This is a genomic window from Aequorivita sp. 609 (assembly GCF_014212065.1).
Lineage (GTDB): Bacteria > Bacteroidota > Bacteroidia > Flavobacteriales > Flavobacteriaceae > Aequorivita > Aequorivita sinensis.
Genome location: NZ_JACJVM010000006.1, coordinates 434,670 through 451,812, shown reverse-complemented (window position 1 = coordinate 451,812; position 17,143 = coordinate 434,670). Strand labels below are relative to the sequence as shown.

Annotated in this window: 16 protein-coding genes; 10 read left to right on the top strand and 6 right to left on the bottom strand. The window is 33.7% G+C overall.

Annotated elements, in window-relative coordinates:
- Positions 1-131: 131 nt before the first annotated feature.
- The 3 genes from H4O20_RS05495 to H4O20_RS05485 all read left to right on the top strand — a co-directional run bounded on the left by H4O20_RS05495 (position 132) and on the right by H4O20_RS05485 (position 4,078).
- A complete protein-coding gene (locus H4O20_RS05495) occupies positions 132-2,615 on the top strand; it encodes a DUF5686 and carboxypeptidase regulatory-like domain-containing protein (RefSeq protein WP_185098522.1) in 2,484 nt (827 codons plus the stop codon).
- 104 nt (positions 2,616-2,719) lie between these two features.
- Entirely contained in the window at positions 2,720-3,493 is a 774-nt protein-coding gene (locus H4O20_RS05490) for a dienelactone hydrolase family protein (RefSeq protein WP_185098521.1), read from the top strand.
- Between the two features lie 66 nt (positions 3,494-3,559).
- Positions 3,560-4,078 carry a GNAT family N-acetyltransferase gene (locus H4O20_RS05485; protein ID WP_139855144.1) on the top strand — a complete coding sequence of 173 codons (519 nt, stop codon included), beginning with the start codon at positions 3,560-3,562 and terminating at the stop codon, positions 4,076-4,078.
- Here H4O20_RS05485 and H4O20_RS05480 read toward each other — a convergent pair.
- Positions 4,075-4,716 carry a protein-L-isoaspartate(D-aspartate) O-methyltransferase gene (locus tag H4O20_RS05480; protein ID WP_185098520.1) on the bottom strand — a complete coding sequence of 214 codons (642 nt, stop codon included), beginning with the start codon at positions 4,714-4,716 and terminating at the stop codon, positions 4,075-4,077. The genes H4O20_RS05485 and H4O20_RS05480 overlap by 4 nt on opposite strands.
- Positions 4,717-5,042: 326 nt before the next feature.
- Here H4O20_RS05480 and H4O20_RS05475 point away from each other — a divergent pair, with 326 nt between their 5' ends.
- The 7 genes from H4O20_RS05475 to miaA are packed head-to-tail and all read left to right on the top strand — an operon-like array spanning position 5,043 to position 12,137.
- Entirely contained in the window at positions 5,043-6,011 is a 969-nt protein-coding gene (locus H4O20_RS05475; RefSeq protein WP_139855142.1) for a Gfo/Idh/MocA family protein, read from the top strand.
- A gap of 43 nt (positions 6,012-6,054) precedes the next feature.
- Entirely contained in the window at positions 6,055-6,945 is an 891-nt protein-coding gene (locus tag H4O20_RS05470) for a 3-hydroxybutyryl-CoA dehydrogenase (protein ID WP_139855141.1), read from the top strand.
- 46 nt (positions 6,946-6,991) lie between these two features.
- Positions 6,992-8,230, top strand: a complete 1,239-nt coding sequence (locus H4O20_RS05465) for a DUF1015 domain-containing protein (protein WP_139855140.1) — start codon at positions 6,992-6,994, stop codon at positions 8,228-8,230.
- A gap of 44 nt (positions 8,231-8,274) precedes the next feature.
- The gene (locus H4O20_RS05460) at positions 8,275-8,928 is read left to right on the top strand and encodes a YggS family pyridoxal phosphate-dependent enzyme (protein ID WP_185098519.1); all 654 of its coding nucleotides are present in this window, start codon (positions 8,275-8,277) and stop codon (positions 8,926-8,928) included.
- Positions 8,929-8,963: 35 nt separating this feature from the next.
- Positions 8,964-10,346 carry an exonuclease domain-containing protein gene (locus H4O20_RS05455; protein ID WP_185098518.1) on the top strand — a complete coding sequence of 461 codons (1,383 nt, stop codon included), beginning with the start codon at positions 8,964-8,966 and terminating at the stop codon, positions 10,344-10,346.
- A gap of 32 nt (positions 10,347-10,378) precedes the next feature.
- Complete coding sequence (locus tag H4O20_RS05450) at positions 10,379-11,233, top strand: ion transporter (RefSeq protein WP_185098517.1); 855 nt, start codon at positions 10,379-10,381, stop codon at positions 11,231-11,233.
- Positions 11,202-12,137 (top strand): tRNA (adenosine(37)-N6)-dimethylallyltransferase MiaA, encoded by a 936-nt coding sequence (gene miaA, locus H4O20_RS05445; protein ID WP_185098516.1) that lies wholly within the window; start codon positions 11,202-11,204, stop codon positions 12,135-12,137. The genes H4O20_RS05450 and miaA overlap by 32 nt, the downstream gene beginning before the upstream one ends.
- Positions 12,138-12,174: 37 nt before the next feature.
- On the opposite strand, the gene H4O20_RS05440 is transcribed toward miaA, so the two are convergent.
- From H4O20_RS05440 to H4O20_RS05420, 5 genes are all read right to left on the bottom strand, one after another.
- Entirely contained in the window at positions 12,175-12,891 is a 717-nt protein-coding gene (locus tag H4O20_RS05440) for a response regulator transcription factor (RefSeq protein WP_139855135.1), read from the bottom strand.
- A 4-nt stretch (positions 12,892-12,895) separates the two neighbouring features.
- Entirely contained in the window at positions 12,896-14,419 is a 1,524-nt protein-coding gene (locus H4O20_RS05435) for a sensor histidine kinase KdpD (RefSeq protein WP_260402636.1), read from the bottom strand.
- Positions 14,420-14,540: 121 nt separating this feature from the next.
- The gene (coaE, locus tag H4O20_RS05430) at positions 14,541-15,116 is read right to left on the bottom strand and encodes a dephospho-CoA kinase (RefSeq protein WP_185098514.1); all 576 of its coding nucleotides are present in this window, start codon (positions 15,114-15,116) and stop codon (positions 14,541-14,543) included.
- 13 nt (positions 15,117-15,129) lie between these two features.
- Entirely contained in the window at positions 15,130-16,080 is a 951-nt protein-coding gene (locus H4O20_RS05425) for a CdaR family protein (RefSeq protein ID WP_185098513.1), read from the bottom strand.
- Positions 16,081-16,105: 25 nt separating this feature from the next.
- Complete coding sequence (locus H4O20_RS05420) at positions 16,106-17,107, bottom strand: glycosyltransferase family 2 protein (RefSeq protein WP_185098512.1); 1,002 nt, start codon at positions 17,105-17,107, stop codon at positions 16,106-16,108.
- Positions 17,108-17,143 lie beyond the last annotated feature (36 nt).

The window sequence follows — 17,143 nt, the reverse complement described above, 5'->3', positions numbered from 1 at the left end:
TTTTCACAGTTTTAGCATCTTCGTATTCTTCTAACTAAAAGAAGTTTTGATTACATTTCCAATAACAATACTTTAGCAAGATGTAAACTTTTTTATTAGTATTTTGCAATAACTAATCTTCCAAAATACTGATGAAAATAAAATTACTTCTTCTAGTTTTCGTATTAATTTCAACAACTATTTCTGCTCAGATAGTAGGAAAAGTAACCGACACTAATGGTGAACCACTACCCTATGTCAATATTTATCTTCAAAATAGCTATATAGGAACTACAACAAATGACGACGGTAACTACTCTTTAAACGTATCTGATAAGAAAGAATACAAAGTTTCATTTCAGTTTTTAGGTTATAAAACGTTAACCAAAAATATCACGGCTGCATCTTTTCCTTATATCTTAAACATTTCACTTGAAGAAGAAACAACAAGTTTAGATGAAGTAGTTGTAGATACTTCAGAAGACCCCGCCTATCGCATTATTCGCAAGACAATTGAACAGCGTAAAGAAAACTTAGAAAAACTAAGCGAGTACACTGCCGACTTCTATTCGAGAGGACTGTGGCACGTGAAAGATGTTCCAGAGAAAATTTTCGGACAAGAAGTTGGTGATTTTGATGGGGCGCTAGACAGTACACGTACAGGAATAGTTTACCTATCGGAAACTATTTCGGAAATAGCCTATCAAAAACCTGACAAATTCACTGAAAAAATTATTGCAAGTAAAGTAAGCGGTAATGATAACGGATTTAGCTTCAACAGTGCCCAAAGTGCAAACATTTCATTTTACGAAAATACGGTAGAACTAAATGCTGCTCTTGTTTCGCCAATTGCAAATAATGCCTTAAGCTATTACAACTATAAACTCGATGGAGTTTTTTATGAAGGCACAAAGCTTATCAATAAAATTAAAGTTACACCTAAACGCCCTAAAGACCGAGTATGGCATGGATATCTTTATATAGTTGAAGAGGATTGGCAACTTTACGGCGTAGAACTTTCTACTACAGGAAGTGCAATTCAGATACCTTTTGTAAGTGATTTATTGATTAAGCAGAATTATAAATACGACACCGATAATGATTTTTGGGTTAAGCTTTCTCAAACTATCGATTTTGGGTTTGGCCTTTTAGGAATGAAAGGAGATGGCCGTTTTATTGCTGTTTATAGTAATTACGATTTTAAACCTGAATTCACTAAAAAGTCATTTACCAACGAAGTACTTTCCTTTAAACCAGAAGCTAATAAAAAAGACAGTCTATTTTGGAAAGGAATTCGTCCAGTGCCACTAACCAATGAAGAACTTAAAGATTACATTAAGAAAGACAGCCTTCAAGTATTGAGAAGCTCGAAGAAATATTTAGATTCTATAGATGCTAAATCAAATAAACCTGGAGTAATGAGCCTATTAACCGGCTATACTTACAAAAACTCATACAACAAGTGGTCGGTGGGATACGAAGGGCCAATAAGAGGGGTAAACTTCAACACTGTACAAGGATGGAACAGTAAAGCTGGATTAACTTTCTTTAAATGGTACGATGATAACCAAACAAACACGCTATCGGCAGCCGTTAGAGCAGATTATGGAATTGCCGAAGACCGATTTCGATTTACAGCTGGCATTCTTAGAAACTTCAATTGGAAGAACAAGCTGCGTTTTTCACTCTCAGGAGGAAGCAAGGTTGCTCAGTTTAACGATGAGGAGCCCATATCTCCACTAATAAACACAATCGCCACGCTTTTCTTTGAAAGAAATTATATGAAGCTTTACGAGCTTAATTACGGACGTCTGGCCTATAGTCAGGAAGTTTTTAACGGACTGCACTTATATGCATCTGTTGCCTATGAAAACCGTCAACCGCTCTTTAACAATACCGACTATGTTACAATTTCGAATAAGGATGTAAGTTACACAAGTAATAATCCCCTATTTCCAAACGAATTCACCAATGCTGCAATTTCAGAACACAACATTGTAAAGAGTAAGTTACGAGCTCGAATTAATTTCGCTCAAAAGTATTTTTCAAATCCAGATATGAAATTTAATATTGGTGATAATAAATTTCCTGAACTTAATATTTCAGTAGAAAATGGAACCGCTATTACTGAAAGCTACTACGATTATACCCACTTAGAAGCGAGTTTAAATCAATCAATTTCTTTAGGAAATAAAGGTCAATTTTATTACAATTTAAAAGGAGGAACCATTGCAAACGGTGAAGGAATTTCATTTATAGATTACAAACATTTCAACGGAAATCAAACAAGAGTGGGCACTTCGCCAAATTATACTAATGTTTTCAACCTAATGCCCTATTACGAATTCAGCACCAATAAAAGTTATTTTGAAGGGCATTTAGAACACGACTTCCGCGGATGGATTTTAGGTAAAATTCCAGGAATAAATCAGTTAAACCTCAACTTAGTGGCAGGAGCACATTTTTTAAGTACTGAAGAAAGAAAGCCTTATTCCGAAGTTTCAATCGGTATCGACAATCTTGGTTTTGGAAAATTTAGACTCCTCCGCGTAGATTATGTTCGCTCCTATTACAACGGTGGTAGTCAAGGCGCTTTCATATTTGGTTTGAAGTTTATAGACCTTTTAAGACTATAAGCATTCAATCTATCTAAATCATTATTAGCGTATTATCTTTTTTGTTATATATTTCATTGTGATGAAATTGACAATAGCGAAAATCATTTCTTTAAAAATAAAAGATGAAAATTACATTTAAACTCCTGCTCATATTTTCGCTTTTTACAAGCTGTATCCCAATGCAGAAAGTACCCAAAGGTGCGAAAATGACCGATTTTTTTCATTTTCAAAAAGCTGATAATTACGATGCTTCCAAATGGGCTGTTTTCCTACCTGGAACTGGAGGTTTGAGGATTTTTAAAGACACTACGCACTATTTTAACGTAGCTAAAAAACTTAATGCAGAAGGAATTTCTGTTTTATTGGTCGATAACGTTGCAGCTTATAAGGCATCCAAAAGAAATGTTGACGAAGAAGAGCCCTCTCAAATACTTTGGACGCTAGAACAAGCTTTAAAATGGGCTAGAGAGAGTGAAAGAATCTATCCAAACTCCAAAGGAAGCATTGTAGGTTGGTCACGTGCTGGCTTAGGCTTAATACCTTTGGCAAATGACAAAGCGCAACTAGAGAAATTTCATATTAAGTCATTTGCAATGTTCTATCCCGCAAATGGCTATGAGATGAAGTTAAAACCAAAGGTTCCAGTTCTAATTATGACGGGAGGAAGAGATAAAATTGTAAAAGTTGACGATATCCTTGAGCACATGATTGCAGAGAATGTAAACATTCAAGTTTATGATGAAGCCTATCACGGATATGATGTTGAAAGTTTAACGAAAGGCAAGTATTACAGAATCATTCCATTTATCAGTAAAAAACACTATTTATTAAAATACAATCAAGAAGCCGCAAGTGAATCTTTTGAGGAGTTGATTGAGTTTTTAAAAAAGCAATGATTACATACCCTCGCTTTGAATGTAAATTCATTTCAAAAACAAATTTCATAATATAGAAAAGCACTTATGGCCACCCCCTTCCCTATTCTTAAAACTGAACGTTTGCATCTACGTGAGATAAATCTTTCGGATGTAGATCGAATTCATTATTTCCGTTCAGATGAAGAAATCACAAAATTCATTAAAAGACGGGAGCCGCAAACTTTTGAAACGGCGGTGGCACATATTACAAATATTAGCAGCCAATTAAAGAAAAATCAGTCCATAACTTGGGGGATAACTTTACAAGATTCAACAGAATTAATTGGCTCGATTTGTCTTTGGAATTTTTCAGAAGATAAAAAAACTGCAGAGGTTGGTTACGACCTAGATCCTAAATTTCAAGGCAAAGGTTTTATGAGTGAGGCCCTAAAAGCAGTTTTAAATTATGGCTTCACTGAAAGAGGTTTTGAAACTATTGTGGCTTACACAGATTACAGGAATACTCCTTCAAAAAACCTCTTAAAACGCTTTGGATTTATTCCAAGTTGCGCTATAAAAGACACTGATAACCAAAATAATGAAGTGTTTTACTTAAACCGTTAGTTTTTATCCTCTAGGAGAGGTACAAATCGGAATTCTCCGTGCTCTTCTTTCACAAATTCGGTCTCAGATTTACGAGTAAACACCGTCATTATCTGAACATTTTCACCTACAGGAATCACTAATTTCCCTCCAATTTTCAACTGAGCCAATAAAGGATTTGGTACAAAAGGTGCACCTGCGGTAACTATAATTCCGTCATAAGGAGCTTCCTCTTCTAACCCAATATACCCATCACCAAAAATCATTCGCTTTGGTTTATAACCTAATTTCGGAAGAAATAATTTAGTCTTTTTAAAGAGTTCGTTTTGCCTTTCAATGGTAAAAAGAGTCACCCCTAATTCTAAAAGAACGGCAGATTGATATCCGCTTCCAGTTCCAATTTCAAGAACTTTATCCCCCCTTTCAACTTCTAAAAGTTCTGTTTGTCTAGCTACAGTATAGGGTTGAGAAATAGTTTGATCTGCCGCAATAGGAAAAGCTTTATCGGTATAAGCGTGATCTACAAAACTAGAATCCATAAAGAGATGCCTTGGAATCGTACTTATAGCCTGCAGAACATTGTTATTTACAATTCCTTTCTTTTTAAGAGTTTCAACAAGCCTCTTGCGCATTCCTTGATGAGTAAAGGTATCTTTCACATTATTAGATTTTATTTCCGAAGAATTCGGGATAGACAATTATGTTACAAAGTAACCAAATAAGCTTTATAAGCCTTAATTTGCGAGGACCAAATTCCAAAATAAATTTCAATATTCAAAAACCAAATTCCCTTCACAACTACTAAAACAGGCCAACTTAATGATTTTCATTGCTTGAACTTACAATTAAACTTATCAACATATAAAATCATAGACTCGGCTCATAAAGTTCAAAATTTTAAAACACTTAAACTACTCAACTTTTAACCCCTTCAACTTTTAAACTTTCCCTTGAAAACCCTTACATTTGTGAAAAACACACGTCAATGTTAAAAGCTGGAGTTCTAGGTGCTGGACACTTAGGAAAAATACACTTAAAACTACTGCAACAATCATCAAAATACGAACTTGTTGGTTTTTACGATGCAGATAAACAAGCTTCCGAAAAAATAGAATCTGAGTTCGGCTATAAAAGTTTTCCAACTATGGAAAGCCTTATAGATGCTAGTGAAATGGTTGTGGTAGTAACACCTACAAGCACACATTTTGAATGTGCTAAAAAAGTTCTTAAAGCTAAAAAACATCTTTTTATTGAAAAACCCATCACAGAAACTGTTGCGCAAGCAGAAGAAATTCGTGATTTAGCTAAAGAGATGAAAGTTCGCGGCCAGGTTGGACAAGTTGAACGTTTTAACCCTGCCTTTCAAGCTATAAAAGACAACATCCACAACCCGATGTTTATTGAATCGCACAGACTGTCAGAATTTAACCCTCGCGGAACCGACGTTTCTGTAGTTTTAGACTTAATGATTCACGACATAGACGCTATTTTAAGTGTAGTAAAAAGCCCTGTTAAAACGGTAAGTGCGAGTGGAGTTTCGGTAATTAGCGAAACACCAGATATTGCAAATGCAAGAATTGAGTTTGAAAACGGTTGTGTAGCAAATTTAACAGCCAGTAGAATTTCACTCAAAAAAATGCGTAAAGCGCGATTCTTTCAGCGTGATGCATATATTTCTGTAGATTTCTTAGAAAAGAAATGTGAAGTGGTGAAAATGAAAGAAGCAGCTACAAAACCTGATGATTACGCAATGATATTGACTAATGCAGAAGGCGTAAAAAAGCAGATTTATTTTGAAAACCCTCAGGTTGAAGAAAACAATGCTATTTTAGATGAACTTGAAAGTTTTTACGATGCTATTAAAGCAGATAGAACACCTGAAGTTTCTTTAAAACAAGGTACTGAAGCATTGCGAGTAGCAATGTTGATTATAGAGAATTTCAAAAAAGTATAGATAACATAAATTGATACACGAATTATAAATTCAAGATTTTAAAATGAAAAATATAGCAGTAATAGGTGCAGGAACAATGGGTAATGGTATCGCTCACACCTTCGCACAATTCGATTACAAAGTAAACCTAATTGATATTTCACAAGAATCTCTTGATAGGGGAATAGCAACTATCACCAAAAACTTGGATAGAATGGTTGCAAAAGATAAAATTTCAGAAGAGGACAAATCACGTACGCTTAACAACATTACAACTTTTACTGATTTAGAAAAAGGTGTAAAAGCAACAGACTTGGTTGTAGAGGCTGCTACAGAAAATGTAGATTTAAAACTTAAGATTTTCCGCGATTTAGAGAATTTTTGCGACGAGAATACCATACTAGCAAGTAACACATCTTCAATCTCAATCACTCAGATTGCTGCAGTAACTAAAAGACCTGAAAAAGTAATTGGTATGCACTTTATGAATCCAGTGCCGATTATGAAGTTGGTTGAAATTATTAAAGGATACAGCACTAGCCAAGAAACCTACAAGGTTATTGAAGACCTTTCTAAAAAGTTAAACAAAGTTCCTGTTGAAGTTAACGATTATCCAGGCTTTGTGGCAAACCGTATTTTAATGCCAATGATTAATGAAGCCATCGAAACGCTTTATAATGGTGTTGCAGGCGTTAAGGAAATAGACACAGTTATGATGCTAGGAATGGCACACCCAATGGGGCCTTTAGCTTTGGCCGATTTTATTGGTCTTGATGTTTGCCTTTCAATCTTAAACGTGATGTACGACGGATTTAAAAACCCTAAATACGCACCTTGTCCATTATTGGTGAATATGGTTATGGCTGGAAAGCTAGGAGCTAAAAGCGGAGAAGGATTTTACGACTATAGCGAAAATAGAAAAGCAGAAGTTGTTGCTGCCATGTTTTCAAAATAGCATTAAAGCGATCTGCTAATTACAATCATTCATTGAATTTTAATAAATGGCCAAAATTATTCCCTTCAAAGCTGTTCGCCCAACACGGGACAAAGTGAGTTTACTCGCCGCACGCTCGTATGAAAGCTATACAGCTTTGCAGGTAGAGTCGCGATTACGAGATAATCCATTTTCGTTTTTACATATTGTAAACCCAGGCTTTAGATATCACAAGGAGATTTCTGGAGAAGAGCGTTATGGCTTGGTGAAAAATCGCTATTTAGAATTTAAAGAAGATGGTATTTTTATGCAGGACGAAAAGCCTTCCTTTTACATTTATAAAATTGTGAATCGTGATGGCTTAGTTTTCAATGGATTTGTGGGTGCAACCAGTGTTCAAGATTATGAAAACAATATAATTAAAAAGCACGAAGACACTCTTGAATACCGAGAAGTAGCTTTTAAAGAATATTTAAAAACTGTAGGATTTAATGCTGAAGCTGTACTCCTTACCTATCCAAACAATCAGGAGTTAACAGACATTAAAAAGTTGGTGATGCAAAACAGACCCGAGTATGAGTTTACAACAACATACCGAGACACGCATTACCTGTGGAATGTAGATGATGAGGAGCTTTTGAAAAAAATTCAAGACATCTTTGAAAAAATTCCATCGTTGTATATAGCAGACGGACATCACCGTTCGGCATCTTCTTATCTTTTAGCGAAAGATTTAAAAGAAGAAAACCCGCATCACACTGGAGAGGAACCATATAATTTTTTTATGAGTTACCTCATTCCTGAAAGCGATTTAAAAATATATGAATTCAATAGGTTGGTTAAAGACTTAAATGGATTGACAAAACAAGAGTTTTTAATAAAGCTCGATGAATATTTTAGAATCGAAAATCGAGGGATGGAATACTATAAACCATCTCAGGTGAATCATTTTAGCATGTATTTAGATGGGGAGTTTTATTCACTTCATCTTCGTAAAAGCAAATATAAAATCACAAATGCTCTTGATGCTTTAGATACTCATATTTTATATGTTACAATTTTAAATCCTATTTTAGGCATTGAAGATTTACGAAAAGACAAACGCATTGAATATTCACACGGTAAAAAAGATTTAGCTTACGTTAAAACGGTTGTAGATTCAGGGGAATTTGCTGTAGGTTTTGGCGTGTTACCTGTTACCACGGAAGAAATGCGAAAAATAGCAGATGAAGGCTTAAAAATGCCCCCAAAAAGCACTTATATTGAACCTAAACTTAGAAGCGGAGTTACGGTTTATGAATTCTAATTACAATTGAAATAAAGAGGGAAAGTTTAAGAAGAAAGAGAAAAATGATTTCAGAAAATTTAAAGAATTTAAAAAGTAAGTTACCTAATGAAGTGACCTTAATTGCGGTTTCCAAAACCAAACCTGTATCAGATTTGATGCAAGCCTACAATGCAGGTCATAAAGTTTTTGGTGAAAATAAAGTTCAAGAAATGGAGTCTAAATGGCAAGAAATGCCAAAAGACATCCAATGGCATATGATTGGACATCTGCAACGCAACAAAGTGAAGTATATAGCTCCATTTGTAAGCTTAATTCACGCAGTTGACAGCCTAAGGCTTTTAAAAGAAATAAACAAACAAGCCAAAAGAAATGAAAGAGTCATTGATTGTTTGCTTCAAATAAAAATTGCCGAAGAAGACAGTAAATTTGGAATGGATATAGCCGATGCAACTGCGCTACTAAACTCTGAAGAATTACAAAATTTTAAAAATGTGAAGATTGTTGGTTTGATGGGAATGGCAACATTTACAGACGATGAAAAGCAAATTTCACAAGAGTTTCAAAGACTAAAAAAAGTCTTTGACCAATTCAAAATTGAAAATTCAGAATTAAAAATCTTGAGTATGGGAATGAGTGGTGACTACAAAATTGCAACCGAGAATGGCAGCAATATGGTGCGTATAGGCAGTGCTATATTTGGCGAAAGAAACTATTAGTACAAAATTAAATTATTGAATAGTAACTAAGGTAGATGTACGCAATTTTAGATATAGAAACGACGGGAGGAAAATACAATGAAGAGGGCATTACAGAGATTGCTATCTATAGGTTTGACGGTCATGAAATAGTCGATCAGTTTTCAAGCTTAATTAATCCTGAAAGACCCATTCAGCCATTTGTGGTTAACCTAACAGGAATTAACAATGAGATGTTACGCCAAGCACCGAAATTTTATGAAGTAGCCAAACGTATCATAGAAATAACAGACGATTGTATTTTAGTTGCGCACAACGCACTTTTCGACAATAGAATATTAACCACTGAATTTGATCGTTTAGGTTATCCTTTCGAAAAACAAACGCTTTGTACTGTTGAATTGGCAAAAAAGCTAATTCCAGATATGCCTTCCTATAGTTTAGGGAAATTAGTACGTGCATTAGGAATTCCACTTACCGACCGCCATCGCGCTCAAGGGGATGCAAAAGCAACAGTTTCACTTTTCAAAATGTTGTTAGCTAAGGACACTTCAAAGCAAATTATTAGCGAAACAGTTCGAAAAGACCCAAAGAAAAAACTAGATTCCAAATTACTCAATCTTGTAGAAAACATCCCTTCAGAAGTCGGTGTTTACTATATGCTAAATGAAGCGGGGGATGTTATTTATATAGGAAAGAGTAAAAATATCAAGAAAAGACTTAGCCAACATTTTACTAGCGAAAATCGAAAGTCGAAAAGAATTCAACAGCAAGTTAAATCGGTTAGCTTTGAAAAAACAGGAAGTGAACTAATAGCACTTTTAAAAGAATCTGAAGAAATTAAGCAAATTAAACCTATGTTTAATCGTGCCCTTCGCAGATCTTCCTATACACATCAGCTCACTTCATTTGTAGATGAAAACGGTTATATAAATTTAAGTATTGAAAAAGCAGATGGCCGTAAAAAAGCTATAATTACATTTAGCAATTTTCAACAGGCAAAATCGGAACTTTTTAAAATTACTGAAGAGTATAACCTTTGTCAAAAACTCAATGGTCTTTACGATTCTAAAAATCAATGCTTCAACTACACAATTAAGGAGTGTTATGGAGCTTGTATTAGTAAAGAGCCTGCGGAAGAATACAATGCACGAGTTAAAGCATTTCTAGAAAAGAAAAGCTTTGAAAACCAAAATATGTTGATAATCGATCGCGGGCGAGATGTAGAAGAGCGTGCTGTTGTTTTAATTGAAGGTGGAAAGTACAAAGGTTATGGATTTTACAACTTAAACCATCAAATTAATAACCCAGAAATACTAAAGACTATTATTAATCCGATGCAAAACAACCGAGATGCACAACATATAATTCAGAGTTATTTAAGAAGTAAAAAAGTACTTAAAACAGTGAATCTTTCAACCAACTCGATTAATAAGTAATCATTGCTTATTTTTATAGTTCAGATATTTATATGAAACCATCCAATAAAAAATCTTGGCGTTACAGGCTACACGAAATTATCTATGAGGCAGACACGCCAATGGGTAAGCTATTCGATATAGTACTACTCATTCTCATACTTCTAAGTGTATTGATTGTAATGCTAGAGAGTGTTAAATCAATAGATTTAAAGTATCACGAATTATTTTATATAATTGAGTGGACAATTACTATCTTTTTTACAATAGAATACATAGCTAGAATAATTTCAGTAAAAAAACCTAAGCACTATATATTTAGCTTTTATGGGATAATAGATTTTTTATCTACAATTCCTCTATACCTTTCATTCATTCTAGTAGGAAGTAATTATTTATTAACTGTTAGAGCTTTACGACTATTACGTGTTTTTAGAATTTTAAAAATCACCCGTTATATAGGAGAAGGAAATAAACTTAAAAAGGCTTTAATAGAGAGTAGGCCTAAAATATTTATTTTCATTTTTGCAGTTCTTATCGTGGCAACTATTGCTGGAACTTTAATGTATTTAATTGAAGGAGAAGCGAGTGGTTTTGAAAATATACCCGTAAGTATTTATTGGTGTATTGTAACCTTAACTACTGTAGGCTTTGGTGATATAGCTCCAATAACACCCGCTGGAAGATTTTTAGCAACTTTAATAATGATACTTGGTTACGGTGTAATAGCTGTTCCTACAGGAATTGTAAGCGCTCAATATGTAAGAAAAATTCCGGATGATTACGTTCACGTAAATACATTATCTTGTAGAAATTGCCTCGAACAAAAGCATAGAGACGACGCAGAATTTTGCCATAAATGTGGACACAATCTAAATGAAGATCCAAATCAAATTGAAAACACATAATAATCCATTGCTTATTTGTGTAGTTGGTCCAACTGCTATCGGAAAAACAACAATGGCAATAAAGCTTGCTCAAGCTTTTTCTGCTGAAATAATTTCGGCAGATTCTCGACAGTTTTTTAAAGAAATGAACATTGGAACGGCAGTTCCCTCGCAAGAAGAATTGGCAGCTGCTACGCATCATTTTATTCAAAATAAAAGCATTTTTGAAGATTATTCCGTAGGTGATTTTGAAAGAGAAGCAATTGCTTTTTTAGACGAGTATTTCAACCGTAAGAATATTGCCATACTGGTTGGTGGCTCTGGACTATATGTAGATGCCGTAGTAAATGGTTTGGATCATTTTCCTGAAGTACCATCAGAAGTAAGGGTAAAACTAAATTCTGAACTCGATGTAAAAGGCATACAACATCTTCAAAGCGAACTTAAAGAAGTAGATCCTTCCTATTATAAAAAAGTAGATATTAACAATCCGCATAGATTAATACGCGCTTTAGAAATTTATAAAGCTACGGGAAAACCATATTCTACTTTTTTAAAGAAAGATTCTATTAAAAGAAATTTCGATACGATATTTATTGGCTTAGAAGCCGAAAGAGAAATAGTTTACGATCGTATAAACTTACGTGTTGATAATATGATTTCTGAAGATCTTATAGAAGAGGCTCAAAACTTGTTTAAACACAAGGAAAGAAATGCGCTTCAAACGGTAGGGTATCGAGAGCTTTTTGAATATTTCGATAACAATATTTCTAAAGAAGAAGCTATTTCAGAAATAAAGAAAAACACACGCCGATTTGCAAAGAGACAAAACACATGGTTTAAAAAAAACAAAGATATTCATTGGTTTGATTATAAAACAGACGCTATTGAAATCATCAATTTTATAAATGAAAAAAACGCCTAATAAAGGCGTTTTTTTACACATATCTTACTCTAAAATACTAGTTATCCACTTCGCTTTTTACAACTAAACGGAAACCTTCACCGTGGATGTTAATAATTTCAACATCTTCATCTTTCCCGATGTACTTACGCAGTTTTGCAATATATACATCCATACTTCTTGATGTGAAATAATTATCATCTCTCCAGATTTTAGTAAGTGCCAATTCACGAGGCATTAAATCGTTTTTATGTAAAGCCAAAAGCCTTAATAATTCATTTTCCTTTGGAGATAATTTAATTGGAGACTCCTCTTTATAAGTTAGGAAACGCAACTTTGAATTAAGGTGGAAATTACCAATCTCAAATTCAAACTGCTTACTGTCTGCAATACTATCTGTAGCTTTTCTTTGAATAATCGCTTTTATTTTCATTAAAAGCACTTCACTATCAAATGGCTTATTTAGGTAGTCGTCTGCCCCCACTTTATATCCCTTAAGCACATCCTCCTTCATAGCTTTCGCTGTTAAGAAAATGATTGGCACATCTTCGTTTTTTTCACGAATTTCTTTCGCTAATGTAAATCCGTCTTTATAAGGCATCATTACGTCAAGTATGCAGAGATCAAAATCGTCTTTTTTAAATTTTTCGAAACCTTCCATCCCGTTTTTGGCGTGAGTAACGTTATAATCATTCATTGCCAAATAGTCCTTTAATACTGTTCCAAAATTTGGATCATCTTCCACTAGAAGGATCTTTTTGTTTTCTGTTTCCATAATTCTAAGATATTAAGTGTAATTTTATTATAAATGTGCTGCCTTTTCCTTTTTCACTTTCAACATAAATTTCGGCATCGTGATCATCCAAAATTCGTTTTACGTAAGCTAGACCTAGGCCATGTCCTTTTACGTTATGTATATCGCCAGTATGTTCTCTGTAAAATTTTTCAAAGATTCTTTTTTGTACTGCTTTCGACATCCCAGTACCTTGATCACGGATTTTGAGAATCACACTGTTTTTTACGTTTTCCGAGTAAATATCAATTTTAGGTTCGTCGTCAGAGTATTTTACTGCGTTGTCTAATAGGTTTACAATAACATTTGTTAAATGCGATTCGTTAGCTAACACCGCAGATTTAAGTGCTCCATAATGTGTTTTTATATAACCTCCTCTATCTTCAACAATTAAGCTTACGTGGCTAATTGCATCCTCTACTACTTCTTGTAGATTAACACGTTCTTTTGGCAGGTCCAACTCATTCTTTTCTAGTTTTGAAATTCGAAGAACATTTTCAACTTGCGCGTGCATCCGTTTATTCTCTTCTCTTATCATTCCCAAGTAACGCTCTAAAAACTCTTTATTATCCTTTACTTTCGGGTTCTTTAGTGAGTCTAAAGCAAGGTTAATTGTCGCAATTGGAGTTTTAAACTCGTGAGTCATGTTATTTATAAAATCTGTCTTAATCTGAGAGATTTGTCTTTGTTTATAAATTTGAGAAATCGCACTAGAATAAGCAAGAATAATAACTGCGGTAAAGACCAAGGAAAGGATTGCCATTCCTAAAATACTATTCCAAACAAGCTTTTCTTTACCTGAAAAGTTTACATATAACTCGTAGCTGGCTTGATTGCTATTTTCAAAGAGCGGAACCATGTAAGTGCTTTCTTCATTATACTTGAAGTTTTTAGTTCTTACTTTGGTTTCTAATTCATTACTATAAACAGCAAATTCGAATTTGGTATTTAATCCTCGTTCTTTTAATTCCTTATTTAATAAATCCTTTATTTCAGAAACACTTATTCTTTTATAAATTGGAGTAAGTGTATTAATCGTACTTACAAAATTCTCGAATTGCTTTTGTTCATAATCCTTTAATCTAGAAAAAGATTCGACACGTGTTTCCGAAACTGTATTTCCATCTATTCCAGATGATAATTTTGTTTGAGTTTTTCGATTTGTTAGCTTTCTAAACTGAATAGTATCAGAATCTAAATTCAATAGTCCTGATGAAAGCTTAAAATCTTGCTCTAATATACCATCGGTAAAAATGTATGTTTCATTGGTTGCTTTATTCTGGATCTTATAAGCCAACTCAGTAAAACTCACATTATTTGGCACTTGAATACTATCTACATAAGGCATATAAAGCTTGTAATAAGCTTCAGTTTCTTTTAGTTTAATTTCCTTAGCTACCGTCAAAAGCACTTGCTTTGCAGTAATTGTAAATTGATCAGCCTTAGTACTATATGCATTGGAAATCCAATAGCCCTGTACAAAAACTATCCCTAATAATGAAAGGCTCATAAGAGCTATGAGTAAAACAAATAGCTTTTTGTTCATAGCCCCAAAAATAAGATTTTAACATTTAGCTCTTTGTTCATTTAACCAAATGTTAACAAAAGACAAGGCGAGATTTAACGTGGGTTTAACTAAGGGAGAGATGAATTTGGTTTACTAGATTCTGAGTGTCTTCTAAATCAATGTTTTCGATAATAATATCAGCTAATTCTTTCTTTTTAGAATCAGGCCATTGATTTTTAATTCGCTCTTTTACTTGGCTTTTTGTAACACCATCGCGTTTCATAACGCGAGCAATTCTTACTTCTTCTGGGGCTGTGACTAATATTACTACATCACAATTTTTATAACTTCCATTTTCAAAAAGAATAGCAGCCTCTTTAATCACGTAATCACTTGTTTGTTGTTCTTGCCATTTTTCGAAGTGTAAGCCAACTTCAGGATGAATAATAGCATTTACTCCTTCTAACAAGTTTTTATCATTGAAAATCTTTTCCGCAACGAATTTTCGATTTAGCTTATCGTTTTGATAAGCTTCCTTCCCGAGTAATTTTATTAGCTTTTCACGGATAACGGGGGAAGAATTCGTTAGTTTTTTCGCTTCAATATCAGCGATATATACAGGAACACCTAAAGCAGCAAACATTTTTATAACAGTTGTTTTTCCACTGCCAATACCTCCAGTAAGTCCAACTACTTTCATTTGTGCTATTGTTTTATTTTACGATTAAAAGATCAATTTTTTTAGGTTCGAAAACTATATTGTAAATATTTTCAGGTTTAGATTCTAAAAATGGAATCATAAATTTTCCCTCTTTATTCATTTTTGAATAGTCGCAAACAACCCTAAAATTATCTTTAGTGAGATCGGCAAACTCATCTACAGAAACGTCAAATTTTAGTGTGATTGTAGAGGGTACTAATTTAATTTCAATATTAGGCGGTAGATTTACAATTTCTACCGGTAATGTAAATTCTCCTTGTGAAAATTCTGCTACTTTGAGATTTGCAGTAACCTCTTGAGGCTTAATAGCAATAACATCCTTTGATGGTTTACTTATAGCTACTTTTCTTGAAATATTTCTATCTACATTTTTAATTTCAATATGCTCTGTCTCAACGTATTTTATTTCACTTATAAGCTTTTTAGGTCCAGATATTAACACCGAATCGGGCGTAAATCTTAATGAATCAACGGCTTTAAATCCGTTTTTATACGAAATAGACTTTAAAGCTTTAATTGGAACGCTTTTAAGTACAATTGGGTCTAGTTGGACTTTTAAGTCTTCAATGGAGAGGTTTTTGATAGCTCTACTACTTCCAAATTTTAATCCTATTAACCCTATGAGGTTCTTGTTAGGTATTTCGAATTTAAACTTATTGTTTTCTAAGTAATCTTCGATATTTATTTCTATTGAAGGCTTCTTAACTTTATAATACAATATTTCGAATCCATTTGCTGTAAGATCAAAATCAATATCTCGAACTGTATTTTCTGATAAAGCTGTAGTCTCTGGAATATTTGAATATTCAATTTTGGTATTTAGTGAAGCCGTAAACTCTCTGCTGAACTTTGTAAAAACCCAAAATATGGTTGCTAAGGTTAAAAAAAGTAAAAAACGCTTAACTTTTTTTTTATTAAGGTTTCTAAAAATTCCCTTGAACATATTTAGTGATTATTAATTTATAAAGTTACTTAAAAAATAAAGATGGAAATTGCTCTTGTGGATTTTTATCGAGAAGTCCAATAAAAAAACTCGATTTTAAAAACGCTAAACCATACCCAAAAAACTGAATAAAGACTGCTACTACAGATAAAACACCAATATAAACACTTTTATTTTTAATAGATGAGTCAACCAATATTAATACAAGATAACCTACTAGTGGTACACCAAGATAAGGAGATAAAAACAGCGACCCCAAGATTGACGCTATAGTAAATAACACAAATAAAGTTGGAAACCAAAAGGTGATTTTTGCCGATGAAGGATGCCACTTGCTCAGTATTGGTCTTACCATACCGAATTTCTTAACCTGAATATGAAATTTTTTCCAAGAAATCCTTCTTTTGTGATACACATATGCATTAGGAAGAAAAACAGTTTTGTAGCCAGCTTTTAAAATTCGTTGTGATAAATCAGGATCTTCACCTGGATGAATTTTACCGTACCCTCCTGTTTTCTCAAAAACCTCCTTTGAAATTCCCATATTAAAACTCCTAGGTTCAAAAGAGTTTACACTTACTTCACTACCTCTTATTCCTCCCGTTGTAAAAAAGGATGTCATGGTGTAATTAATAGCTTTTTGCAGTGGTGTAAAACTTTGGTGCGCTGCATCGGCACCCCCGAAGCAATGGTAAAATGAATTTTTTAAGAATTCATCAACGGCGGTAAGGTAATGCGTCGGTAATAAACAATCGGAATCTAGTATTATAAAATAATTTCCTTTGGCTCTTTGCATACCGTAATTTCGAGATTCTCCAGGGCCAGAGTTTTCTTTAAAGTAGTATGAAATATGGAGTTTATCTGAAAACTCATCAACCACCTCTTCCGATGTTATTGTAGATCCATCTTCTACTATTACAATTTCAAAATCACCTGAGTAATCAAGTCCAACTAAACTATTCAATAGCTCTCTAACCTCTTGAGGGCGGTTAAATACAGGTATAACAAATGAGTATTTTAACAACATGTGGCAAAGTTACTCAAATAAAAAAAACCACCCGCT

Bases quoted from the DNA above. Each gene is read 5' to 3' on its own strand.
- H4O20_RS05495 (WP_185098522.1), top strand. From the start codon at position 132: ATGAAAATAAAATTACTTCTTCTAGTTTTCGTATTAATTTCAACAACT.
- H4O20_RS05490 (WP_185098521.1), top strand. From the start codon at position 2,720: ATGAAAATTACATTTAAACTCCTGCTCATATTTTCGCTTTTTACAAGC.
- H4O20_RS05485 (WP_139855144.1), top strand. From the start codon at position 3,560: ATGGCCACCCCCTTCCCTATTCTTAAAACTGAACGTTTGCATCTACGT.
- H4O20_RS05475 (WP_139855142.1), top strand. From the start codon at position 5,043: ATGTTAAAAGCTGGAGTTCTAGGTGCTGGACACTTAGGAAAAATACAC.
- H4O20_RS05470 (WP_139855141.1), top strand. From the start codon at position 6,055: ATGAAAAATATAGCAGTAATAGGTGCAGGAACAATGGGTAATGGTATC.
- H4O20_RS05465 (WP_139855140.1), top strand. From the start codon at position 6,992: ATGGCCAAAATTATTCCCTTCAAAGCTGTTCGCCCAACACGGGACAAA.
- H4O20_RS05460 (WP_185098519.1), top strand. From the start codon at position 8,275: ATGATTTCAGAAAATTTAAAGAATTTAAAAAGTAAGTTACCTAATGAA.
- H4O20_RS05455 (WP_185098518.1), top strand. From the start codon at position 8,964: ATGTACGCAATTTTAGATATAGAAACGACGGGAGGAAAATACAATGAA.
- H4O20_RS05450 (WP_185098517.1), top strand. From the start codon at position 10,379: ATGAAACCATCCAATAAAAAATCTTGGCGTTACAGGCTACACGAAATT.
- miaA (WP_185098516.1), top strand. From the start codon at position 11,202: ATGAAGATCCAAATCAAATTGAAAACACATAATAATCCATTGCTTATT.
- H4O20_RS05440 (WP_139855135.1), bottom strand. From the start codon at position 12,891: ATGGAAACAGAAAACAAAAAGATCCTTCTAGTGGAAGATGATCCAAAT.
- H4O20_RS05435 (WP_260402636.1), bottom strand. From the start codon at position 14,419: ATGAGCCTTTCATTATTAGGGATAGTTTTTGTACAGGGCTATTGGATT.
- coaE (WP_185098514.1), bottom strand. From the start codon at position 15,116: ATGAAAGTAGTTGGACTTACTGGAGGTATTGGCAGTGGAAAAACAACT.
- H4O20_RS05425 (WP_185098513.1), bottom strand. From the start codon at position 16,080: ATGTTCAAGGGAATTTTTAGAAACCTTAATAAAAAAAAAGTTAAGCGT.
- H4O20_RS05420 (WP_185098512.1), bottom strand. From the start codon at position 17,107: ATGTTGTTAAAATACTCATTTGTTATACCTGTATTTAACCGCCCTCAA.